The organism is Desulfitobacterium sp. THU1, assembly GCF_038181555.1.
Classification (GTDB): domain Bacteria; phylum Bacillota; class Desulfitobacteriia; order Desulfitobacteriales; family Desulfitobacteriaceae; genus Desulfitobacterium.
This window is the reverse complement of record NZ_JBBWUA010000018.1, coordinates 1-23,210: the sequence shown is the minus strand read 5'-3', so window position 1 is coordinate 23,210 and position 23,210 is coordinate 1. Positions and strand designations below refer to the sequence as shown.

Annotated in this window: 19 protein-coding genes and 1 pseudogene; 5 read left to right on the top strand and 15 right to left on the bottom strand. The window is 44.3% G+C overall.

Features of this window, described 5'->3' with window-relative positions:
- Positions 1 to 124: 124 nt before the first annotated feature.
- The 5 genes from AAC978_RS12870 to AAC978_RS12850 all read right to left on the bottom strand — a co-directional run bounded on the left by AAC978_RS12870 (position 125) and on the right by AAC978_RS12850 (position 4,316).
- Positions 125 to 760 carry a hypothetical protein gene (locus tag AAC978_RS12870; protein WP_341548466.1) on the bottom strand — a complete coding sequence of 212 codons (636 nt, stop codon included), beginning with the start codon at positions 758 to 760 and terminating at the stop codon, positions 125 to 127.
- A 357-nt stretch (positions 761 to 1,117) separates the two neighbouring features.
- Positions 1,118 to 1,531 (bottom strand): PIN domain-containing protein, encoded by a 414-nt coding sequence (locus AAC978_RS12865; RefSeq protein ID WP_341548465.1) that lies wholly within the window; start codon positions 1,529 to 1,531, stop codon positions 1,118 to 1,120.
- On the bottom strand, positions 1,515 to 1,742 hold the full coding sequence (locus AAC978_RS12860; RefSeq protein WP_341548464.1) for a type II toxin-antitoxin system Phd/YefM family antitoxin: 228 nt from the start codon (positions 1,740 to 1,742) through the stop codon (positions 1,515 to 1,517). Before AAC978_RS12860 ends, AAC978_RS12865 begins: the two co-directional genes overlap by 17 nt.
- 363 nt (positions 1,743 to 2,105) lie before the next feature.
- Positions 2,106 to 2,582 carry an FMN-binding protein gene (locus AAC978_RS12855; RefSeq protein WP_341548463.1) on the bottom strand — a complete coding sequence of 159 codons (477 nt, stop codon included), beginning with the start codon at positions 2,580 to 2,582 and terminating at the stop codon, positions 2,106 to 2,108.
- A gap of 51 nt (positions 2,583 to 2,633) precedes the next feature.
- Positions 2,634 to 4,316, bottom strand: coding sequence for an FAD-dependent oxidoreductase (locus AAC978_RS12850; RefSeq protein WP_341548462.1), 1,683 nt, complete (start codon positions 4,314 to 4,316; stop codon positions 2,634 to 2,636).
- 131 nt (positions 4,317 to 4,447) lie between these two features.
- Between AAC978_RS12850 and AAC978_RS12845 the strand changes: the two genes are divergently transcribed.
- A complete protein-coding gene (locus tag AAC978_RS12845) occupies positions 4,448 to 5,329 on the top strand; it encodes a LysR family transcriptional regulator (protein ID WP_341548461.1) in 882 nt (293 codons plus the stop codon).
- A gap of 128 nt (positions 5,330 to 5,457) precedes the next feature.
- On the opposite strand, the gene AAC978_RS12840 is transcribed toward AAC978_RS12845, so the two are convergent.
- From AAC978_RS12840 to AAC978_RS12830, 3 genes are all read right to left on the bottom strand, one after another.
- On the bottom strand, positions 5,458 to 6,651 hold the full coding sequence (locus AAC978_RS12840) for a MalY/PatB family protein (RefSeq protein ID WP_341548460.1): 1,194 nt from the start codon (positions 6,649 to 6,651) through the stop codon (positions 5,458 to 5,460).
- 2 nt (positions 6,652 to 6,653) lie between these two features.
- Positions 6,654 to 7,856: a M20 metallopeptidase family protein gene (locus AAC978_RS12835; protein WP_341548459.1), complete on the bottom strand. Its 1,203-nt coding sequence runs from the start codon at positions 7,854 to 7,856 to the stop codon at positions 6,654 to 6,656.
- A 146-nt stretch (positions 7,857 to 8,002) separates the two neighbouring features.
- The gene (locus AAC978_RS12830; protein ID WP_341548458.1) at positions 8,003 to 8,935 is read right to left on the bottom strand and encodes a DUF2275 domain-containing protein; all 933 of its coding nucleotides are present in this window, start codon (positions 8,933 to 8,935) and stop codon (positions 8,003 to 8,005) included.
- A 293-nt stretch (positions 8,936 to 9,228) separates the two neighbouring features.
- Here AAC978_RS12830 and carB point away from each other — a divergent pair, with 293 nt between their 5' ends.
- Positions 9,229 to 12,474 carry a carbamoyl-phosphate synthase large subunit gene (gene carB / locus AAC978_RS12825; protein WP_341548457.1) on the top strand — a complete coding sequence of 1,082 codons (3,246 nt, stop codon included), beginning with the start codon at positions 9,229 to 9,231 and terminating at the stop codon, positions 12,472 to 12,474.
- Between the two features lie 259 nt (positions 12,475 to 12,733).
- Here the strand turns inward: carB and AAC978_RS12820 are convergent, their stop codons facing one another.
- The 3 genes from AAC978_RS12820 to AAC978_RS12810 form a co-directional block, all read right to left on the bottom strand.
- Positions 12,734 to 13,984: an MFS transporter gene (locus AAC978_RS12820; RefSeq protein ID WP_341548456.1), complete on the bottom strand. Its 1,251-nt coding sequence runs from the start codon at positions 13,982 to 13,984 to the stop codon at positions 12,734 to 12,736.
- A gap of 194 nt (positions 13,985 to 14,178) precedes the next feature.
- Positions 14,179 to 15,075 carry a DUF3298 domain-containing protein gene (locus AAC978_RS12815; RefSeq protein ID WP_341548503.1) on the bottom strand — a complete coding sequence of 299 codons (897 nt, stop codon included), beginning with the start codon at positions 15,073 to 15,075 and terminating at the stop codon, positions 14,179 to 14,181.
- 31 nt (positions 15,076 to 15,106) lie between these two features.
- A complete protein-coding gene (locus AAC978_RS12810; RefSeq protein ID WP_341548455.1) occupies positions 15,107 to 15,628 on the bottom strand; it encodes an RNA polymerase sigma factor in 522 nt (173 codons plus the stop codon).
- A 143-nt stretch (positions 15,629 to 15,771) separates the two neighbouring features.
- Between AAC978_RS12810 and AAC978_RS12805 the strand changes: the two genes are divergently transcribed.
- Both AAC978_RS12805 and AAC978_RS12800 read left to right on the top strand, forming a co-directional pair.
- Positions 15,772 to 16,248 carry an RNA polymerase sigma factor gene (locus AAC978_RS12805; protein ID WP_341548454.1) on the top strand — a complete coding sequence of 159 codons (477 nt, stop codon included), beginning with the start codon at positions 15,772 to 15,774 and terminating at the stop codon, positions 16,246 to 16,248.
- Complete coding sequence (locus tag AAC978_RS12800) at positions 16,245 to 17,954, top strand: LolA family protein (protein ID WP_341548453.1); 1,710 nt, start codon at positions 16,245 to 16,247, stop codon at positions 17,952 to 17,954. Before AAC978_RS12805 ends, AAC978_RS12800 begins: the two co-directional genes overlap by 4 nt.
- 462 nt (positions 17,955 to 18,416) lie before the next feature.
- Here the strand turns inward: AAC978_RS12800 and nagZ are convergent, their stop codons facing one another.
- From nagZ to abc-f, 4 genes are all read right to left on the bottom strand, one after another.
- Positions 18,417 to 19,685 (bottom strand): beta-N-acetylhexosaminidase, encoded by a 1,269-nt coding sequence (gene nagZ, locus AAC978_RS12795; protein ID WP_341548452.1) that lies wholly within the window; start codon positions 19,683 to 19,685, stop codon positions 18,417 to 18,419.
- 40 nt (positions 19,686 to 19,725) lie between these two features.
- Positions 19,726 to 20,076: a GIY-YIG nuclease family protein gene (locus AAC978_RS12790; RefSeq protein ID WP_341548451.1), complete on the bottom strand. Its 351-nt coding sequence runs from the start codon at positions 20,074 to 20,076 to the stop codon at positions 19,726 to 19,728.
- Positions 20,077 to 20,080: 4 nt separating this feature from the next.
- On the bottom strand, positions 20,081 to 20,560 hold the full coding sequence (locus AAC978_RS12785) for a DUF6530 family protein (protein WP_341548450.1): 480 nt from the start codon (positions 20,558 to 20,560) through the stop codon (positions 20,081 to 20,083).
- Between the two features lie 345 nt (positions 20,561 to 20,905).
- The gene (gene abc-f, locus AAC978_RS12780) at positions 20,906 to 22,570 is read right to left on the bottom strand and encodes a ribosomal protection-like ABC-F family protein (RefSeq protein WP_341548502.1); all 1,665 of its coding nucleotides are present in this window, start codon (positions 22,568 to 22,570) and stop codon (positions 20,906 to 20,908) included.
- 403 nt (positions 22,571 to 22,973) lie between these two features.
- Between abc-f and AAC978_RS12775 the strand changes: the two are divergent.
- A pseudogene (locus AAC978_RS12775) lies at positions 22,974 to 23,210 on the top strand (hypothetical protein); the annotation flags it as partial.

Genomic DNA, 23,210 nt, shown 5'->3' with positions numbered 1-23,210 from the left:
ATGTTCTTTATCTTTGAAATATAATACCAACAAATCAAAAAGGTTTACCGCGATAAACTCATTACAAGTTTATCGCAGTAAACCTACCATATCAACGTGAATCGCTGCAACCGTGTTAATTTATTTACTTTTTCTGGGGAAGCATCTGCTTAATCCCAAAGGCTCCCGCCCCAAGGACTACAACAGCACCGATTCCGTAAAGCAAGGTATTGGATGACGCATTGTCTTCCGCTCCTTTATTGTCACTTTCAGCGGAGGTAATTTTTGCGTCAGTAGCAATCTCTCCAACAGGTGCTGAGAGAGGGGTATCCATTGCTGGTTCGGCTCCACCCGTATTTGCGGCTAAAGTGACTGCAAATTGACCTTCCACGACTTTGACCTTCTCCTTACCAAACATGCCATAAAGATATATGGCATTTGCTTCGCTATAAGGTTGGATACCGATCTCCACATAATCTGCCATTGGGCCGGTATGAGTCACTGAAAAGCCCTTCTCGGCAAACTCCCCGCGATGCTGATCAAAAACAAACTGATCAATTTCTCTTTGTAGTTTGAGTAGGTCCGCCGGGATCTCTGGACCCGGGTTAGCAGGACTTGAGACAGCTGTATCAGGAGCAAGCATGGTGCTCGCGGCCGCGGGCTGAATTTGTCCGGCAGCTTCTGCAGCAGTTTTATCGTCAGTTGCATAAACAGCTCCCGAAGAAGCTAAAGTTAAGCATATTCCCAAAACTAATGACTTTGCAATTTTTAATTTTACCATATTGAATCCCCTCCAGTTATATACCTCTCAGCATTATTTAGTTGTACAACTGCTCTATTAGACGAGGTAAGATGTTTGATTCTGACGTCAAAAGATTTATTGTCGTATTGAACAAGCTTTGTTAGGATGTAAATAATAGGAATTCGAAGGAACTTTCAAAATGGAAAACGAAGAAAGTTGGAGAAAGTCGCGCGACAACTCCAGATATCATTACAAACCACACAAAAATTGATAGAGATTGATAACGAACACCTAGCTAAGCGCTGCGATTTATTAAAACGAATCGGATAACGTAGAAGCACAAATATATAAAGAGACCTTTGCTTGGGGAAAATCACCTAGCAAAGGTCTCTTTATTTAAAAATACCGCGTTAAGAAGCCATCTGGCTCATCTGCTTTCACCGGAGAGCCAATAAAGTCTTTAGTATTGCGCGTAATAATAAAATCAAGCTTTTTTCTTCGTGCACATGTTGCAAGCAAGGCATCTTCATAGTCTTTGATAGGTATGCTCATTGCTTTCTCACAATCGCTTCCCGTAACCTCAATTACTTCAAATAGGTTAAACAACTTGAGAAGCACTTCCCTAGACAGGTTTTCATTATGGAGATATTTGCGTAATAAATAATATATATCAGTAACAGAGCTTGCTGTAATGAAAGCACTTAATTTATCTTCAGCAACCAGTAAAAAGAGTTTTTCAGCCGAAACGCTATAGGGAACACGTCCGACTAGAGCATCGAGAATTACGTTCGTATCAATCAATACTTTCATGCCTACTTAAACGCTCCTCTCTAGTCTGCCCTAATGAAGCCTCTTCAGGGAGAATACCAAAGAGCGATTTGGCTACTTCTACTTTATCTTCGTAAGCAGAAGTTAGCATAGCAATACTCTTACCATTCTTAGTTATTATGATTTCCTCTGTTGCGGCCAAAGCTAAATACTTCCCCATATTTTCTTTAAGCTCGGTTGCTGTAATCAGCATACACAACGCTCCCTTTTCAAAAAATCTACGATTCACTTTGATCATCCATCAACTTTATTATACCATGTTTCGCACGAAATAATTAGATATTCTTCATACAATTTATCTGATAAAGTTCGTACATCCTTGACTATGATCTGGCAATGCTTTCCCATCATATGATCCACCAACTGTGAACGATCAGAAATACTCAACTTCGCAATCTTTACATTGGTAATGATTGTATAAATTTGTAGTGAATTCTACGTACAAAACAAAACTGTACCCTATAGTTGGAACACAGCTTTTACAGTCTTCAACTACAGGGCACAGTTTTTAGTTTAAACTTTGAGAGTTTTTATTCCATATAGCTAATAGACTGAACTACTTCGCTTGTTCCAGAGCCTTTACAATAGCTTCTTTAAATGCTTTGGATGTAATAGTTGCTCCAGATATATCATCAACCTCTGTCGTTTTAGCTTTAACTACTTCAACCGCAAGCTCCTTGACCGCCTTACCCCCAATATCTTCTGTTTCATGTTGTTCACTGACTGTAACTTCGGCAATTTTACCTTGGGCTACTTTAACCTCAACTTTTACAGCGCCATTGATCCCGTTCAAACTTTCACCCTGATAAGTGCCATCCTTATAAGTTATAGCTGTTTGAGAGGCCAGTTCAGGTGAAGGAGTAGAAGACGCTTCAGGGACTGGTGAAGCTACTGGAGCAGTGGCTGGTTGATTCGCAGCTTCGTAGGGAGTTTTTGCTTGATTCGTTTGTGAAGCTCCACATCCAACGCCTGTGAATGTAATAAATAATAAGGGAATAGCAATCAATAGTGGTTTAAAGTAACTTTTCATCATTTCACGATCTCCTCTTTATCTAATATCTAGGGTGATTCTGGGTTTGTCTTATTAGCCAATAATATGATTTACGGCAACGAATCCCATAACTTGTCCTGGGCCAACTGTACCGCCAGCACCTGGATAGCCACGCCCAGGTCCTCCAAAACCTGCGAAGTTGCCACATGCATAAAGATTGGGAATGGGAACTCCGCTGACATGCATAACCTGAGCGTTTTCGTTGATTTTTGGACCACCGTTGGTACCGAGAGTATTCGGTGCGATTTCTGCAGCATAATAGGGTGCTGTATCAATAGGTCCCAAATTGTGCATCAAGGGCAGGCTCATATCCCGCATTCTGGCAAACATTTGATCCATATAATTTTCGCCTCGATGGAAATCCAGGTCTTTTTCCGCTTTACAAAACTCATTCCATTTTGCAACTTCTTCAACCAGACCCTTTTTATCTACTTTGATGATGTCGGCAAGCTCTTCTAAAGAGTTTGCCTCTTTGAAATAGGGAGGTACTCCGCGCTTATCCACGGCACCGATAAAGTATGACTTTTTAAAACCGGTTTCATCTACAAACTTTCTATCAAAGATTTGCCAAGCAGGTACGTTTATTTTTTCATTTTGTCCAGAAGTATCGTAGGTGGCAAAAGGCAACCAGGCATCGTCATAACTTACTGATTCATTCATGAAGCGCCTACCATATTTGTTAACGATAATCTGACGCGGGAACCAACGTTCAAAAATAATATTACATGGCTGGCCATTCTTTTTCTGCTCATCAGCCTTTTCCCGGAAGGTAAGCATACCGAAGCATTCCGACATGTTAATAAGGTCTGCTCCTAGTCCCATCGTCGACAAAAGCATTGTCCCATCATTTGTGGGAAGTGAGCAGGCATAAGGAGTTTCAACGGCTAGGAAAGAGTTCCTAACCTTTTCATTCCATTCAAAACCTCCAGCTCCCACAAGGACTCCCTTATTGGCTTGAATAGAGATTTCCTTCCCGTCCTGTTCAGCAATAAGACCAAGCACCACAGGCACACCCATCTCATCATATTTGTAGACATATTTTGTGGCCTTAGTTGATAGCAGGATTTTCCCACCTATTTCCTCGAATCCTTTGGTATAAGCATCTTTCCAGGCAGCGACGTCCATGGCCCCATCAGACTTGCGCCAGCCTATAGTGCGATAGGCATCAGCTCGCCCACCTTTCCATTCGGCATGATAATCGCCGAAACCATTTTTTCCACCTGAGTTGCCAACTATTCCATAGTCCTTAAAATGGCTTTCCATAAATTCAAACATTGGATTGGAATTGTCTACATAAGCTTCAAGCACCTTATCCTCGATGGGAATTTCTCTGGCAATTTTGCGCAAATAGGTCATGCAAGCTTCCTTAGTGTCTCCCTGTTCAATGGAGAATCGGTTCAGTGGAAGCCATGCAGCACCTCCGGAGAAACCAGTTGCGCCTCCCGGGCTTGAGTATGCTTCAAGGGCAATGACGCTTAAACCAGATTTTACCGCTTTAATCGCTCCATACATTGTTGTTCCTGTACCTACTACCACAAGATCTGTAGTGTAATCCCATGATTCGGGCATATTATACGTTACACCAGACGTATCAGAGGAACTTGAAGATGATGTAGCCTCATTGGAACTGCAACCACTTAAGGCACTCATAGTGGTAAGGGTAAGTGCACCAGCACCAACTTTTAGAAAATCTCTCCTCGTAAAGTTTTTAGACATGTTAATCCTCCTTTGAATTTTGTAAGTTCTTTATGCCATAATTATATCAACTTGGGATTGAAGGCATATTCACAATGCTTTATTATAAGATAAACGTTGTTTATCTTATAACTACAAAAGGGGGGCATTAATTGTATATTAGGCAATTAAAATGCTTTGTTTTAGCAGCTGAATATAAAAGTTTTGTTCGGGCAGCGGAAAAGCTTTATATTACACAACCTGCAGTATCCCATCAGATGAATGCGTTAGAGGAAGAATTGAATATAAAGCTCTTTAACCGTAGTAATAGGAAAATTGAGTTAACGGATGCCGGTCGACATTTTTATGACTATGCTATAAAAATTGTGGATATGGCGGAAATTGCAATCAGGGAAACCACGTTAATCGACCATAATTCAAGAATTACCTTAAAGGTTAAGTTTTTTGCAACTCTGCAAGAAGACTGTGCACCTATGCTGGTAAAAGAGTATAGAGAGAAGCACCCCCAAATAAATGTAATTTTATCCCAAATCAGCCCGCCACTGGAACTATTAAGTAATGTTATACAAGAAAAAAATTCGCTTCTGATTATTCCGGAAGATTTTATTATTGGTATGAACGATGTGGATTTTACTTTTTTATATAAGGCTAATCTCTGTTGTGTTTTGCATGAGAATCACTCCCTAGCCAGTAGAAAAATTATTACTACCCGTGATTTATACAATTGTAATCTTATTTTCCCTCCCGAAGAAGCTGCCCCCCCTTACAATTTGGAACTTAGATCCTTCATTACAAATATTGTTAAAGATTTTAGGCTGTTAGAAGTATCTGATCCGGAAAGTTGTATTGGTCTTATTAACTCATATATGGGAATTGCAATTGTTCCCGATTCCTCCGCACCAAAACGCCCAGGCCTTATGTCGATACCTTTCCAAAGCGATATTACAATAAACTTCGGAATAGCGGCCAATAAAGATGCTTCAAAAGTAATGAGGGATTTTATTTCTATGGCTTCGAGAATCTATCAGTCTTAACTTCAAGAAAAAGCATCAATGCATCACTCTGCTTATATAAAAAGATCTCCTCTTCGCCCATCAGGCGATTAGGAGATCTTTTTTGTCGAGGATCTTTCTATCGAGTCCTTATATGGAGATGCTAGATCTTACAAAGAACTCATAGCCTCCTTGATTTGATCAAGGGCCTTTACCAGTGTTGAGCGGTGGCAAGCAAAGTTAAACCGTAAAAAGCCTGCTCCCTCTTCCCCAAACCAGCGCCCTAAGTCCACTGCCACCTTGGCCTTCTCAATGATCAGGGCGTCGATTTGATCAGCCGTGAGACCTGTCCCTCGGAAATCAAACCATACCAGATAGGTCCCTTGAGGTTTAATAATGCGAACGCCTCGGAGATTTTCCTCAACAAAAGCGGTAGCATAATCGATATTACTCTCAATCTGCTCAATAAATCCCTTCAAGTAGCCCTCACCATAAGTGTAGGCAGCCTCTAAAGCGATGGTGCCGAAAATATTGATGTCTCGTGCCTGATTAATATCCAATTGTTCAATAAACCTTTTGCGGCTTTCCTCTTCGGGAAGGATGATCACCGAAGTCTGTAATCCCGCGAGATTAAAGGTCTTACTGGCTGAATAGGCCGTAATGACATGTTGATTAAACCGTTCATCCAACATTCCGAGAGGAAGATGACGGCTCCCCTGCAAAATCAAGTCAGAGTGAATCTCATCAGAAAACACCCGGACGTGATGTTTGAGACATAATTCGCCGATTTTTCGCAAATCCTCTTCAGACCACACTCTCCCTACAGGGTTATGAGGATTGCATAGGATAAACATTTTTGTGTTAGGGTCTTTAAGCTTATTCTCAAAGTCTTCAAAATCGATTTCGTACTGCCCTGTTTCTTCATTCAATAGTAGAGGATTTTCAATGACCCTGCGTTTATTATTCTGGATTGTCTTTTTAAAGGGATAGTAGACCGGGGGTTGAATGAGAACCCCATCCCCTTCCTCGGTAAACGCTTGAATAGCATGGGTAATAGCAGGAACTACCCCAGCCGTAGGCACGATCCATTTTGGATCAAGCTGCCAACCATGCCGTTTGAAAATCCAGTCAATGACTGCCTTATCAAAGGCTTCGCCCTTGCTTTTAGGGTAACCAAAGATACCGAACTGAGCTTTCGCTACGATAGCATCGATGACCTCTTGGGGTGCACGAAAATCCGTATCCGCAACCCACATAGGAATACTGCCCTGAGCATCTAAGCCTGGAAAGCGATGTTCGAAGCCATCCCATTTGGAGCTTTCTGTTCCGTAGCGGTCAATGTATTCATCAAAATTATAATTCATAACTATACTCCCTTAACGATCAAATCAGAGGCGCCAAGAAACTTGAGAGCAGTGTAGCTAAGCAAGGCTGCTCCAAGGGGCAATGCTCTCTCATTCAGGTCAAATTTCGGATGGTGAAGGGCGAAATTCGGTTGCCAGGGGAATCCAACACCTAAATAAACATAAGCTGATGGAACAAGCTGGCTAAAGGACGCGAAATCGTCGCCCAAGAGAACCGGCGAAACAGCCAGAGCATTCTCTTTTCCCAGGATTTCCTCCCCTGCCTCCTTGATGAGCTCGATCATGGCCTTGTCATTGATTAATGTCTTTACTTCTGATTTAAACTTTAATGTATACCCGGCCCCGTGAGCCGCCGTGATGGAACGCAGGATGTTCTCCATAATCTCGCCTGTACGATTCATCAAGTCATCCCCAAAGCAACGTACCGTTCCCTCCATAGAGACTTTTTCAGGGATAATATTGGATTTTTGTCCCCCATGAATCGAGCCTATGCTCAAGACAAAAGGCTCCATAGGATCTACTTGAGCTGAAGCAATGGTTTGGAGGGCTTGAATGCATTCGGCAGCCACCAGAATCGGATTAACCGATTGATGGGGCAATGCTCCATGGCCGCCTTTTCCTAAAATCTCAATGGTAAAGTAAGCCACCGTGGCAAAGAAGGGACCTTCTTTATAACCGATCTGACCAGTGGCTAAACCCGGATTGACATGAAGTGCCATTGCTGCATCAACTGTTGGATTCTCCAGCACCCCTTCGCGAATCATCTCGTCCGCTCCCCCTATAGGCGATTCCTCACTGGGTTGGAAAATCAGCTTGATATTACCAGCAAAGGAATTCCTCATGCCGGAGAGTATCTGCGCAGCACCCAAAACAACAGCTATATGGGCATCATGACCACAGGCATGCATGACTCCTTTTTCAGCGGAACAAAACCCATGATCCGTCTCCTCTTCAATAGGTAATGCATCCATATCAGCACGAATGGCTAGGGTCCTCCCTGCTTCACTCCCTTTGAGAAGCCCGACGACCCCAGTTTTTCCGACATTCTCAGTGACCTCACACCCTAAGGCTCTAAGTTTATCTGCTATATAATTTGCCGTTTTATCTTCCTGCAGTGCCAATTCGGGCTGCCTATGAATATCTCGTCTTATGGCTATAAGTACGTCTTCAATGGCTTGTGCAGTCTGCATCACTTTTGCCAGCAATACGCTTCCCCCTTTATGCCCATCAATTAGAATAGATCATTCTAACTCATTCTTCTGTAATATTACCATACATAGGTAGCTGAATTCACCTCACAATAGGTGCAAAAAAACTGGGCAGAGACTTTCCTCTTACCCAACCTTTTGCTTTACTGCGCTTTCAAAGTGAACTGTTCTTCTGCTCCCCCATTCCATTGAGCTGAGAAGTCACAGGTATCGTCCTCCTTCGGAACACTACCTGTGCCGAATCCAAAATTCCCCCACCATAGGTTTGAGCCTCCATAGACACTCGACCGCTCGTCATCAAAATTGCCTTGACGAAATCCATCTTCAGATGTTACCCCAGATGCCCCACCAGGCCATTCAAATTTATAGGTATAATCACGTACCTCTTCTGGGTTACCTTTATAGCGAACTAAAGGCAATTCAATCGAATTCCTTTGTGTTCTTGCATACCCTCTCTCATCAGTCCACTGTTCTTCGTAGACTGACACCACAAGCTTACCTTCCCAGTGCTCTCCCTCACCCTGAAGGACAAATTTCCTCCCTTGATTTAACTCGTAAAAGATTGTTCTTCCCACTGTTAAGGTGATAGGGGTTAGGTTAATATTTTCTCTTTCCATATTTTCAAAAGTGATATTATAGACTAGGACCATCACCATATTCTTAGCACCATAAGCTCGGCTCAACTTCTGCGCCTTAGCAAAAGGATCACGAGAAAAGGGGTCTTGGAAATTAGTCTCTCCCCTTCCGGATAGTTCATCTAGGGTATTTCGCCTGTCCAAAGCAGACGCAAATTCATAGATATACAACTGGCTAAGACCATCACCCATATCAAAAACTTTCGGTTCCACACCCCCAAGAGCACACTCTCTGGGGGCTAAAGCTGGCTCTCTAGAGATCTTAAGATCAAGCCCGGCTTCTTTCAGAACCATTGCCACATCTTTCGTCTTAAAAATGTCCTGATCTGTCAATGTCCCTGCTCGATTATTTACCATACTGACCCCAATCACACCCACAGCAATAAATAACAGAGCCACAAAGGCGCCCATCCGCAAACCCCTTATCGATCTCTTTATCACTTTCCCGCCTCCCCTTGAAAACTCTTCGCAATTAATAGTCGGCCTGATGTCAAGAATTTTGTTAAGTCACTTTGGAATACTATCTTCTATGTTCATTCCTGAATACCCTCTTGCCCTGTCAACAAAGAAAGTTTACCGACAACCGAAGGCACCGCCTACAATATAAATTTATCCGAAAGTAACGAAAAAGGTATTGTTATTTTTATGCTCTTCAATGTATAATTATACAATACCAGCTCTTAGAAATTTCCTGAGGAATTCCCCACTACTTAAACAAGGAGTTGATCATACACATGCCCAAAAGAAATGATATCCATAAGATTATGATTATTGGTTCGGGTCCTATTGTGATCGGACAAGCAGCAGAATTTGACTATTCAGGAACCCAAGCCTGTAAAGCACTGAAACAGCTGGGCTATGAAGTAATCCTCGTGAATTCCAATCCTGCCACCGTTATGACTGATCCTACCACGGCTGATGCCACATATATTGAGCCACTTAATGTCAAGAGAATAGCCGAGATTATTGAAAAAGAGCGCCCCGATGCCCTCCTACCTAATTTAGGGGGACAGACGGGTTTAAATCTCAGTTCCGAACTAGCTAAGGAAGGTATCCTCGATCAATATGGGGTGCAGATCATTGGGGTTCAGTTAGACGCAATCGAGCGTGGCGAAGACCGCATCGCCTTTAAGCAGACCATGGAGAAGTTAGGCATTGACATGCCAAAGAGCAGCCCCGCGTACAGCGTCGAGGAAGCAGAAAAAATCGCTCAGGAGCTAGGTTTTCCTGTCGTTGTACGTCCTGCTTACACCATGGGCGGCACCGGTGGCGGCCTGGTTTACAATGTAGAAGAGCTAAGAACCGTCTGCAACCGTGGTATTGCCGCCAGCATGATTGGGCAAGTTCTGATTGAAGAATCTGTGCTGGGTTGGGAAGAGCTGGAGCTGGAAGTGGTTCGTGATGCCAAGAACCAGATGATTACCGTTTGCTTCATTGAAAATATTGACCCCGTCGGCGTTCACACGGGTGATTCCTTCTGCAGTGCACCGATGCTGACCATCAGCAAGGAGCTCCAAGACCGCTTACAAAAATACTCTTATTCTATTGTGGAAGCCATCGAAGTCATCGGTGGAACCAACGTTCAGTTTGCACATAACCCAGCCACAGGGCGGGTCGTCATCATTGAAATCAATCCCCGGACCTCCAGGTCCTCAGCCTTGGCTTCCAAAGCTACCGGCTTTCCCATCGCCCTAATCTCTGCTCTGCTGGCTGCGGGACTCACTCTCGATGAGATACCTTACTGGCGCGCCGGGACTTTGGATAAATATACACCCTACGGCGATTATGTTGTGATCAAATTTGCCCGCTGGGCTTTTGAAAAATTCAAAGGGGTGGAAGACAAGCTCGGCACGCAAATGCGCGCTGTCGGGGAAGTCATGAGCATCGGCAAAAACTACAAGGAAGCTCTGCAAAAAGCAATCCGTTCTCTGGAAATCGGCCGCTACGGCTTGGGCTTCGCTAAGGATTTCCACAACAAAAGCTTAGGAGAGCTATTCTCTTTGCTGCAAGAACCCTCCAGTGAGCGTCAATTTATTATGTATGAAGCCTTGCGCAAGGGTGCCGATCCTGAAGTCTTAAGCCAAATCACCTATATAAAACTCTGGTTTATCCAGCAAATGAAAGAACTCGTGGATCTGGAAGAACAGATTTTAACTTATCAAGATCAAGAGCTTCCCGGTCATCTACTGCTGCAAGCCAAGAAAGATGGATTTGCAGACCGCTATCTGGCGCACATCTTACATGTGCCGGAAGCCAAAATTCGCAAGCAACGTCTGGCCTTAAACCTAGCTCAAGCCTGGGATAGTGTCCCGGTAAGCGGGGTGGAGAATGCTGCCTATTACTACTCCACCTATAACGCTCCGGACAAAGTAAGCACCAGCAACCGTGAAAAAGTCCTCATTTTGGGCGGTGGCCCGAACCGCATTGGTCAAGGGATCGAATTTGATTACTGCTGTGTCCACGCTGCCTTTGCCTTACGGGATTTAGGGTACGAGACCATCATGATCAATTGCAACCCGGAGACTGTGTCCACAGATTATGACACCTCAGATAAACTCTATTTTGAACCCCTTACCGTGGAAGACGTCTTAAGTATTTACGAAAAAGAGCAGCCCCTCGGCGCCATCGTCCAATTTGGCGGTCAAACCCCCTTAAATATTGCCACCCAATTACAGGATGCAGGTGTAAAAATACTGGGTACTCCTCCGGAAGTTATTAATCTAGCCGAGGATCGGGATCAGTTCCGCAAAATGATGGAGCAATTGGACATCCCTATGCCCCAAGCCGGTATGGCTGCCAACCTAGAGGAAGCACTGGAAGCAGCAGAAGGTATCGGTTATCCCGTCATGGTCCGCCCTTCCTTTGTCCTGGGCGGGCGAGGTATGGAAGTTGTTTACGATAAAGAACAGCTTCAAGAATACGTAAGCGCGGCAGTAGATCTGACACCGGAGAATCCGATTCTCATCGACAGGTTCCTGGTCAATGCCATCGAAGCAGAAGCCGACGCGGTTTCCGACGGCAAGCATGCCTGCGTCCCTGCTGTCATGGAACATATCGAATTGGCGGGAATTCACTCGGGAGACTCTGCTTGCGTCATTCCGCCTATAAGCATTCCGGAAAACCACTTGAAAACCATCATCGATTACACCCAAAAAATTGCCCAAGAGCTTCATGTCATTGGGCTGATGAATATTCAATACGCTATTGCCGATGATAAAGTCTATGTACTGGAAGCCAATCCGCGCGCCTCCCGTACTGTGCCCTTGGTTTCCAAGGTCTGCAATATCCCCATGGCCCGCTTAGCCACAGAGTTAGTAATGGCTGATTATGCCGGCATTGAAACCGACACGGTGACCAACTTTAAACCCAGCGGGCTTCAGCACTTTGGCGTAAAAGAAGCGGTCTTCCCCTTCGATAAATTCCCAGAGGTCGATCCTCTGCTTGGTCCGGAGATGCGTTCGACAGGAGAAGTCCTAGGCATGGCCGACTCCTTTGGTCTGGCTTATTATAAGGCTCAGGAAGCAACCCAGTCCCCTCTCCCCTCTGCCGGAACCGTGCTCATGAGCATCGCTGAGCAGGACCGTTCGTCCATCGTCGCCGAAACAGCCCAAGAGTTCCTGAAATTAGGCTTTACCATCAAAGCAACTCAAGGAACCAGGCAATATCTACAAGACCATGGTATCGACGCAGAGTATATCTATAAGATTTTTGAAGGCCGACCCCATATCCCTGATGAAATCATGAATGGCAAGATTCAATTAGTAATTAACACACCCACCGGCAAGCGCAGTCTACAAGACGACTCCTATATCCGCAAGACAGCTATTAAACACAAAATCCCATACATCACTACCACAGCCGCTGCCTTAGCCAGTGCCAAAGGAATTGCCGCTCATCGCGAGGCAGCCGACATCAAAGCCGTTGTGAAATCTTTGCAGGAATATCATGCTCAGTTGAACCCGACTATCGAAGAAAAGTAAGTAAGTGAGTAAGCAGGTAGGTAAGTAGGTAAGTTGGTAAGTAGGTAAGTAAGTAGGTAAGTAAGTAGGTAAGTAAGTAAAAAAAGCAAATATGTAAGCGAAGCAAAAGTGGCAGGGTGAAGAATATAATTTCACACTGTCACTTTGAGTCTATCCTCTAAAATCAACCCTCTTCAGAGTCAATCCTTCCTTCTGAGTCATCATTCCTCTGCCAATCCTCCTGAACCTATCCTGCACTCATCTGTCCACTTTTCATTCACTACGACGGATCAGCCTTAATGTTCGGTCTCCCTGCCTCCACCAGCACTTTGCTACCGATAAGGAAAAAGCTTTCAATAAATATCAACACTCCGGTTCCGAGCAACATATATTCTATTGGAATAACATCTGCTAAGGGTCCAAAAACCAGCATACCTAAGGGCATCGTAGTACTGGAAATCATGGAAAGCACACCAAAAACTCGCCCGAGAAAATCCGGTTCAACCTTCTCCTGAAGCATGACATAAGAAGGCGTATTAAAGATCGGCATGGCTACTCCAATCAAACCCATAAACAAAAGGTATATCCAAAAATTCGGAGTCACCCCAAGAGCTACGGTGCAGGCTCCAAACATGAGTGTGCCTAGCGTCATGGAATACACCCGATTCTTGAATCCTCCCCAGACCGCCATCAGGATTCCACCTGCCATCATACCTACGGAAAAGGTCATTTCTAGTGCTGTCAAGCGCCAGACATCAACCCCGAAGGCTCGCGTTACATGCAAAGGTGTCAGAAAAGCTGCCGGAGCCGCTAGAATCATGAACCCTGCGCAGAAAATAAAAAACTTCTTCAAGAATGCATGATCGTTGATATAGTGTATTCCTTCAACCATATCGCCAAAATAGCTTACAGGCTGCTTTTCTTGAGCTTTGCGGTGGGCAGGCACGTGCAAAAACAGTAGCAGGAATACAATGGCAACCGTGGCCGTCAGCACATCGATCATGAAAATCATCTCGAGAGAGGCCACGCTCATTAGGGCACCACTTACGATGGGCGAAATCAGCATAACCGCCGATTGGATACTGCCGTTGACCGCATTCACCCTAGTCAATTGCTCCTCAGGAACCAACTGGGGAAGAAAGGCTCCAATGGCAGGCATTTGCACAGCTGCTCCCAGAGCGCGAATCGCTGACATGGCAAAGAGCAGCCACATCATTTCATATCCAGCATAAAACAAGAGCGCAAGAATAAGGGTACAGGTAGCAATCATGGAATCAGCCAAGATAATCAGGGTTTTACGATTATACCGATCTGCCCACACCCCGGCAAAGGGCGAAAGAAAAAAGGTGGGGAGAAAACCACAAATAATAGAGACCATCATCATGACTCCCGATTGGGTCTTCAAGGTGATATACCACATAATAGCGTATTGCACCAATGATGAGCCAAAAAGGGATATGGTCTGACTTGTTAAGAACAAAATTATATTCTTTTTCCAACCTTGCTTACTATCCAGAAAAACCGCTCCCATACTCGAAAATTCTTAACTAAACTACAAGCCATATCATTATACTATAGATTCACTCCGTTATCACTTCTACTATTATTGAACGATACCTTCTGAACGAAGGCAGCTACCTTCGTTGAGTTATACTATCAACCGATATAAAAGAAAACCCAGCTTCACAGAAGACTGGGTTTTCATTAGAGTGGCTATAGTTGTTTTTAAGGTTTAATATACTCATTACTGACTAGCAGGTCAGCTATGACCTCGGTCGGAATCACAAATTCTTGAACCCCCATAACCCCGGGACCGACTTCATACTTATCAAAGGATATGACCAACTTGTAATCCGGATTGATGAAGAAGCTCTGTTCAGGGGAAATCTGTCGGAAGGGCTCAAAATACAACACTTCCTCTTGACCCTCTCTTTCAACCCAATATATCATGTTCGGATCTTTATCCATGGCTTGGTTCATCTGGTCAACGATATAGTCACTGATAACCGCCACATACTGATCATCTTTAAAAAGACTGGGTAAAGTAATGAGGACTTGTTCCACCTTATCGATGGTGTCATATTTGATTACTGTAGACGAAGAACCGACCATTTCGACTACGTAGCGGCCAATCGATAACAAACGTTCATTATCTGTCTTGATCATATAACCGCTATCCACCCCTAAGTGGCCTTCCCCCAGTGCTTCCATTTCTTTCACGTCGATCATGAATTGCTCATAAAGCGCTTGGTTCTCTTCAAGATACTTCTGGTTTAAGGCATCACCTAAGCCAGATTCTTCGAGGCCGGTAATAGCCGGCACTTCAATGTTGGCTTGATGCAACCCATCATCAAACTGATAATCCCGAAAGGTCAACACTTGAACCAAGTTCTTCATACCCGGCACCTCAGCTAAAACACTAGCCATGGTGGGACTGATATTAATGCCCCCCACAAAGATGACGATGGCAGCGGCCACTGCTGACACACGATGCAACCATTGACGATTCTTCCGACTTTTTTTGCCGGACTGGATCGCCTTGCGGACAACTTGGTCTAATTCTTCCGGGATAGCCACCTTCTCATATTCTTCTTTGAGTTCATCAAACTTTTTCTCGTTCATATTGTTTTCTTTTCTATTTTTCTCGCTCATACTACACCTCCTGTAGGGATTGTACATCGATAGGTTCTTCCATCTGCAATCGAAGCTTTTTTAGAGTCCCATAAAGACGAGATTTTGTGGTATTTACATTTTCCTTTAAAATAAAGGCAACCTCTTCAATTTTTAGGTCCTCGTAATAACGGAGCACGACCCGAGTCCGATCCGTGGGCGTTAATTCCTCGATGGCCTTAGCTAAATCGAGATCGGAATAATCATCCACACCAGCCACAGACTCAGTATAGGAATTAAGTGTCTCCTGATCGACCACCACCGTACGCTTTTGCTTGCGCAGAAAGTCCAGCGCCGTGTTGACCACTATGCGATAGACCCAACTCTTCATCCCTTGAGGATCTTTCAGCAATTCGGCTGAAGATATCGCCTTAATAATGGACTCTTGGACGAGATCCAGAGCATCCTCAGGGTTTTTAACATAGCTGTAAGCCAGCCGATAAATGTACTCTTGATTCGCTAATAAGTAGTCCTCAAGCTCGCGAGCGGACTTTTTATGTAACATAACTCCTACTCCTTTGTAGTGCACTTCATTCTTGGATAATTATCCTCTCCTATAGTATAGACGCACAACCCCCAGAGGAAAGTTTAAATTTTCGCGTGACATTTTGTTTTATTGATCGTTTTAGCTAGTAAGGAGGTGAAGATGTGGAGACCTGGTACCGGGAAACTGTAACAAAGCTGTATCGATTCATTTACTCCCAAGTCCAAAATCGCGAAGAGACTGAAGATATTACTCAAGAAACCTATCTGCGTTGCTTGAGGCAGCATCCAGAAAACCTTCCCCCTTATGCTTATCTTAAGCAAATTGCGCGCAATCTCATCACTGATCGTTTTCGAACGACACGCCGAGCCCAAAGCCATCTCGACCAAGCACCCAGCCAAGAGTCCCCCTCTCCTGAAGAAGATTGGTTGAATCAGGCCCTAATCCAAGAACTCATGGCACAACTCCCCCCCGATTATCGGCAGACCATTGAACTCCGCATTATTCAAGGCTACTCGCGCAAGGAGACTGCCGCTCTTTTGGGACGCAGTGAGGATGCCATTCGCGGTCTTCAATATCGAGCCCTGCAAGCCTTACGGGATTTGATGCGGAACAACGAACAGAAAGGAGGAGCATCGTGACCAACGACAATCAGCAAAGAAATTCGCTCTCGGCAGAAGCTCTCGTGGATGACTTCATCAATGATCTCAATCAAGGGCAATGGTTAGAGACGGATATGTCTGCAACAGACACCAGAGAAATGCCTGAAGACGCTTATGAGGCATCTGATGAAGGGACTAATGAAACAACTAAAGATGTGCCTGATGATATGACTTATGCAGCATCTAAAGATGCAAACACTGAAGTAAGAGAGCTCACGGCCATCGCCCAAATCATAAAAAAGGGATCCTCATCTATACAAGAACCGAGTGAAGATTTCGTAGCTAACCTCTGGCAAAAGCTTGAGCCCTTCGAAAACGTCCAAGGAAAAAAACATCATGCTAGCTCACTGGGTGCAAATAATAACCCCTCACGAAACCCCAGCCCACTCCCGGTGAAGAAAAAACTCCTCCCCTGGGCCGGACTTGTGGCAAGCATCCTCGTCTTCTTCTTTTTGTTCTCGACTTGGTCAGGCTCTTCGCAAAACATCGTCCTCGCCATGGAGGAATCAGTTAAAAAGCTTGAGAATTACCATGGTATCCTAGAAAAAATCACCACCAACGAAGCAGGTGAGCGTCAATTCCAGATCCGCACCGAGATCTGGTCTGACGGAGAAAAATATGCGACGCAAAACCAAGATGGTTTTCTTACCGTAAACAACGGCAAGACCCGTTGGCGCACCAACTTCACTACCAAAGAAATCTCCCTTCTTCCCATTTATGCAGACCCCCATGACTTCGATCTTCGGAGTGAGGCCGCCAAAGCCTTAAGCTATCCCCATAAAATCCTCGGCGAGGAAACTATTGCCGGACGAGCTGCCACCCATCTCGAGATTCAACCTCCCGGCGGACTGCCCTATTCTCTCTGGATTGACCAAGAAACTCATTTGCCTATCCAACTTCAAACTGCAATGCAGAAATCTCTGCAAACCACCTACACCTATATTAGCTTAGAAACCAATACCACCATTTCCGAAGAAATCTTCACTTATAATCCACCACCAGATTACCGAGTGGTAGACAACAGGAACGACCAACTTGTTGCTAGCCTTGAGGAAGCCATCCGAGTCAGTGGCTTAGCTCCCCTAGAACTCTCTGCTACCCCACGGCGTATTTTTGCGGCACCACAGCGTATTGTCTTTGACTTCGAAGATACGATCATCGTCCAAACAAAAGCTACTGGGGCGCTGGTTATCGATCCCCAAGCAGCTCTAGGCCAAGCCGAAGGTGGGCCTCTGGAAATCCTGTCCAGTAGCCTACGCTGGCAGCAAAAGGATCTGGAAATTCAAGTTCAAGGTAAGCGCTTTAAAGAGCTGGCCCAACAATTAAACCCCACCCTAGACCTCACCCCTCAAGCCAGGCCACTACCTCCCGAAGAGACCATCAACAAGGTCCCTATTGATCTGGAAGTCGTGAAAAACAACCAACAACAGGTGGATTCGGGAAGCAGCCCTTGGCAGCTTGATCCTGTCCAAGTCGCTTTCACCTTCATCGCCCTGCAGATTTCCCCCGAAGGGATCGTTGGCGAGCCGCCTCTGGACTATGATACCCTGAGGATGACTGAAAATGATGGCAAGAGAGCAGTCATCCAAGCCTCGGAGGGTCCGGTAAGAACCGTATATCTGGAACGCTTAATCCGTCAAGATGAGACAGGCATTTGGACCGTAACCGGTTATCTTGCTCGTTAGCATTGCTGCACTCTAGTGATATTTTCCGTTCCTTAGTTTTCTATCCCAGAAGACTAAATGGGCTGACTATTGGTAGTTAGAAGGGACATGTGTAACCAATGGGTTCTCTTTCGAGGTGCAAACTACTGAAATCATATACGAATTGGCACTAAAATTAGACCTAATTTAGATATAAAATTAGCACGAAAGGGCGGCTTATTGGTAATCAATTAGCCGCCCTTTTTGTATGGAATCTCTTTGTCGCAAAATAAGAATAATGCAATTTATTTTTTATCCACCTAATTTATGGGGACTTAAACATGCTTACCAATTCGTTACCAATTATAGCACTCAAAATGACCGAAAGCCTGAAATAGAACCAAAAAAGGTGGACGAAATTATTGCTAATTCATCTACCTTTTCTGATGCTAATCTGACGTTTTGCACCTCAAAACGGAACCCGTTGGTGTGAAACACGCTCTCCTACTTCAGCGCAGGATAATCCTCATACAGCTTTGCGATTTTAGCGTTGATCTTTTGAACATCGACTGATTCCACGGACTGATTAGAGAGGGCGTATTTTTTCTTCAAGGCCAGCACCCGATACACACTTTTATCGATTTTACCGGTCGATATTTCACCGGTTCGGGCAGCTGTCAGGATTGCCTGCAGCACCGCTTCCTCTTTGGCAAAGTCATGACAAACCAAGACGATATCGCTCCCGGCTTGCAAGGATTTTACCGCCGCCTGGCCGATCTCATAATTCTCTAGGATAGCCCCCATGGTCATATCGTCTGTGATGACGACCCCCTCAAACCCCATATCATCACGTAGAATGTCGGTGATCAGGGTTTTCGAAAAGGAAGCGGGATAATCAGGATCAAGCTGTGGTATCAGGATATGCGCCAGCATGATGGCATCCGCATCCTGGGCTATGGCATTAGAAAAAGGAATGAGCTCGAAGTTTTTTAAGCGTTCAAGGTCATATTCAACTTTGGGTAGACCCACGTGAGAATCCACCGTGGTATCGCCATGTCCCGGAAAATGCTTGACTACTGGGATGATGCTTTGCGCTTGGATTCCCTGCATCGTTTGAATGCCCAGCTCACTAACCAGCTCAGATGTACTTCCAAAGGCTCGGTCCCCGATGACCGTGTTCTGAGGGTTGCTAAAAATATCTAAAACTGGAGCGAAATCAACATTCATACCAAAAGCCTTTAGTTCTTGCCCCAGGATTTCTCCTACACGGTTCGCTAAATCAGGGTTATTCTGTTTTCCCACCTTTTGACTGGTAGGCATCTTCTGCAAGTCAGCAGGCATCCGGGATACTCTTCCGCCCTCCTCATCAAGAGCCAAAAACAACGGAGTCTCATTAATGGCATTCGTCTTCTTCAAAGAGTTAACGAGATCTAACATCTGTTGAGTATCCCTGATATTTTTCTGAAAAAGAATAAACCCACCCACATGATAGGTTTGAATCAGCCGCTGGGTATTTTCATTGATCTCATAGCCATCAGTCCCGACAATCACCAGTTGCCCTACTTTTTCCTCTAAGGACATGGTTTTCAGCTGTTCGGCGATGGGGTCAACCTTGGGTGGAGCATTCGGGAGCATGGAGGAATTATTACCTCCCTGTTGATTAGGCAAGGCGCTGTTATTGTTTGAATTTCCCCCTTGGTAGAGGGCATAGAGAATTCCCAAGACAAGGGCAAGGATGGCAATAGCCAAGGTGATTATTCTTCGTTTGTGCATTTTCCACATCAGACCTTTGCTATGTGATAATTCGGTGTAGTTATCTTTTCACCACGGTGATGCCTTGACTCACTAATTCTTCTTCCCACTCGAGCAACAAAATTTCCAGGTCATCAGTATAATCGGTTTTCGTTTCATCTTTATCATACTCTAGCTGTTCCAGCACTTCAAATGTGAAATTCTCCGCTCCCAACTCTTGCCACTTTTTCAATAGCTCGCGACTTGGATGGTAATTCGTTTCCAGTTTGAAGCGGGCTCCGTTGAGGACAGCACGCAGATTCTGACTTCCTTCAATATAACACCAAGCATCGAGCTTGGAGCGAATGCCCATGATGCCCATATCTGATCTCATCTGCTTATATTGTTCTTTAAGCTCCTTCTTTCTATCCATAACTTTAATATCCCATCTCCTTAAGAAGTCTAGAAAGCGTCCGCAAGCGCTCACCCATGAGCTCATCGTCATTACTGAGAGCTTGATTAAATAGCTTGATATCTTCATCAATCTTATCATTATCAGTACAAACAGCCACTGTCATGGCATCCCCTTGCAAACCGACTCGGTCAATAACAGGGTTTTCTGGGTCATAGAGCTTTTCATACCGATAAGCCTCCTGGAAGTGGAGCTTGGTTCGGCAGACGAGAATCGCTAGATCGAGCACCCTGTGCAAGGGTAGTTCCTCCGATTGCCTTGACCACTTTTCACCTGTATAGCGCCAAACTTTAGCAGAAATATCGACCTTCCCCCGATCATTCCATTGAGCTAGACCCAAGGAAAGGCCTTTGGCATCTGACCCATAAGCGTAACGGCCATCCACATTCTCATAGTTTTCCGATACAATGACAGGTTTATGTTTTAAACTTGTAGGAATTTTCATGGCTTAACCTCCATACATTTGCTTTTAATAATATTGCTTATCTTGATTTGCTTATCTTGATTTGCTTTTCCGGATTCACTTTTCTTCTTGTTTCTTCCATTTACTTTTATGGATATGGACTCATGCTTGATTTGCGCTTACCAACCCAGTCATTTATTATTTGATAATTTACTAATTTACTAATTTACTAATTTACTGGCCTAGTAACTTACTAGTTAATTATACCTGCACTAATAGTATTTGTCAAACAAACATTTGTAACAATGACACTATAAGAAAAGCAGACCCTGTCATAGAGTCTGCTTTTCGCTAACTGAAATATTAATATGGAGATGATCTTACATCTTATTCTAGCAAGGCCCTGAGTCGCTTCAACTCAGCGAGTATTTCGTCATACTCTTGGTCTAGGGCTTCGCGGTTGTCTTTCTTCGAGGGCAGGGAAATTTTGCCCACCACCTCACTTAAGCGGTTTTGCAGCACAATGATTTTCTTGGCGACTTCTTCCTCTCCGCTATCTTGCTTATCGCTATTCGGAACCTTCTTCAGGTTTGCTAGGAATTCAACATAGCTTCCTTTGAAACTGACAATCTTATGACCCTCGATGGTTAGAATGAAGTTTGCCACAGAACTAATAAAGTGGCGGTCATGGGAAACAAAAAGCAAAGATCGATCATAATTCTGTAGTGCCTCTTCAATGACCTCCAGAGAGTTAATATCCAAGTAGTTGGTTGGTTCATCGAGCACCAAGAGATTATAATCTTGGCAAAGGATTTTAGCAAAGGAAGCCTTCACCCGCTCTCCCCCGCTCAGCACACTGACCCTCTTATACACCTGATCTCCTTTAAAAAGCAACCGAGCTAATAAACTTCTGACAAAGCTCTCAGCATAGATGCTTTCAGCCATAACATTATCCAAGACACTTTTCTGCTCCTCTAAGATGCTCAAATCCTGGCTGAAATAACCGATTCTGGCGCTGGGGGCAATCCTTACGGACTCCTCTCCCTCCATGATCATTTTCAGTAAGGTACTTTTTCCACACCCATTAGGCCCGATTAAGGCTGCCTTTGCTCCATTTTCAATCTGAAATCCTGCCTCGCGAAATATAAGGCGATTACCAAAGGCTTTATTGATGTTCTTTCCTTCAATGATCACTTTACTATGCAGCTTTTGGATCTCTGCAAGGTCTAGCTTGATTTTCTCGATCTTCTTGGGCTTGTCTTTGAATTCCAATTGCTCAATTCTAGTCTCGACACTCTTCTTATTTCGATCTAGGGTGGCTTTAGCTTTTTGGTTCCCCATCTTGTGCAGTCTGGCCTCTGAGTTTCCCATCCTGCGAGGAGTCTTGCGTACCGACTTTGACTTTTCGCTGGTCTCAATCACGACTCGCTCCAGGCGCTTTTTTTCTGAAACGTATTGTTCATATTCAAACTGAGCTCGTTCTCTTTCACGAGCCTTCTGTTCACAATAACTGCTGTAATTACCCGAATAAATCTTTACTTGACCATCCTCTAGCTCCAGAATCTTATTGCATAAACCATCGAGGAGGCTGCGGTCATGAGAAATAAGGAATAGACCACCGTCATACTCCGCAAAGTAGTGCTCAATCTGCTCGATTCCTTCCATATCCATATTGCTGGTGGGCTCATCAGCAAAGATCATAGCGCTGTCTTGGCTTAGGCAAACCGCCAGCTTAAAACGAGTCTTTTCGCCGCCGCTCAACTTCTCGCTGTAGATCGTAGGAATTTTGAATTTCGACGCCATTTCCTGACTGATCATTTCCTGTTCAGGCGGTTCAAGCTGAGAAATCGTTGAAGATTGACTATAGAGCTTCACCCACCCTTCGTCGGGCAGAAGCTTTTGGCTGAGTAAGTTGAGCAAGGTGGTTTTCCCTACCCCATTTGTGCCAACGATGCCGATCCTATCCTCTGAGTAAAGACTCAGCTTTTTGATATCAATAACCAGGCGGTCTCCATAGTATTTTTTAACATTGCTGCACTCGACTAATAAAATAAAAAACCCCTCCTATTGTTAGCGGAGAGGATAGTGTCATTCCAGATTACAACCACAGCAACTATAATTCCACCTGTCCTAAGACCCTTTTCAGTCATAGGACATATAGAATATACAGTCAACGTGCCGTTGTATGAAAAGCTATCCACAGAACAATCACTATCCACTCACAGTCAAAAAATGCATGCGTTTCAAAGCCGTTACTACGACTTTTCTCAAAGCATATTTTTCTTGCAAAGTGAATTACTTCATTTTCTGCAGATACCTTACCTTTCATTAAGATAGGCCCAACAAAGGCCTCTGTTCATATTATATAAGCCACCCTATCGCCATGTCAATCCAACACATTCTTATTGAATATCATCCAAAATATGTTATATTATTAACAGGGCGGTGAAACGAAATGGATCCGGAAATACGCGAAATCCTAAACAAGATACTTCATGGTCAATCGGCGATGAGTGAAGATATCCACTCCATGAAGGACGATATCTCTTCTATGAAGAGTGATATTTCCTCACTCCAACATGATGTTGTCTCTATGAAGGACGATATCTCTTCCATGAAGAGTGATATTTCCTCACTCCAACATGATGTTGTCTCTATGAAGGACGATATCTCTTCCATGAAGAGTGATATT

What these genes read in the sequence shown, in the direction of transcription:
- AAC978_RS12870 (WP_341548466.1), bottom strand. Translation starts at nt 760, where the DNA reads ATGGTAAAATTAAAAATTGCAAAGTCATTAGTTTTGGGAATATGCTTA.
- AAC978_RS12865 (WP_341548465.1), bottom strand. Translation starts at nt 1,531, where the DNA reads ATGAAAGTATTGATTGATACGAACGTAATTCTCGATGCTCTAGTCGGA.
- AAC978_RS12860 (WP_341548464.1), bottom strand. Translation starts at nt 1,742, where the DNA reads ATGCTGATTACAGCAACCGAGCTTAAAGAAAATATGGGGAAGTATTTA.
- AAC978_RS12855 (WP_341548463.1), bottom strand. Translation starts at nt 2,582, where the DNA reads ATGATGAAAAGTTACTTTAAACCACTATTGATTGCTATTCCCTTATTA.
- AAC978_RS12850 (WP_341548462.1), bottom strand. Translation starts at nt 4,316, where the DNA reads ATGTCTAAAAACTTTACGAGGAGAGATTTTCTAAAAGTTGGTGCTGGT.
- AAC978_RS12840 (WP_341548460.1), bottom strand. Translation starts at nt 6,651, where the DNA reads ATGAATTATAATTTTGATGAATACATTGACCGCTACGGAACAGAAAGC.
- carB (WP_341548457.1), top strand. Translation starts at nt 9,229, where the DNA reads ATGCCCAAAAGAAATGATATCCATAAGATTATGATTATTGGTTCGGGT.
- AAC978_RS12820 (WP_341548456.1), bottom strand. Translation starts at nt 13,984, where the DNA reads ATGGGAGCGGTTTTTCTGGATAGTAAGCAAGGTTGGAAAAAGAATATA.
- AAC978_RS12815 (WP_341548503.1), bottom strand. Translation starts at nt 15,075, where the DNA reads ATGAACGAGAAAAAGTTTGATGAACTCAAAGAAGAATATGAGAAGGTG.
- AAC978_RS12810 (WP_341548455.1), bottom strand. Translation starts at nt 15,628, where the DNA reads ATGTTACATAAAAAGTCCGCTCGCGAGCTTGAGGACTACTTATTAGCG.
- nagZ (WP_341548452.1), bottom strand. Translation starts at nt 19,685, where the DNA reads ATGCACAAACGAAGAATAATCACCTTGGCTATTGCCATCCTTGCCCTT.
- AAC978_RS12790 (WP_341548451.1), bottom strand. Translation starts at nt 20,076, where the DNA reads ATGGATAGAAAGAAGGAGCTTAAAGAACAATATAAGCAGATGAGATCA.
- AAC978_RS12785 (WP_341548450.1), bottom strand. Translation starts at nt 20,560, where the DNA reads ATGAAAATTCCTACAAGTTTAAAACATAAACCTGTCATTGTATCGGAA.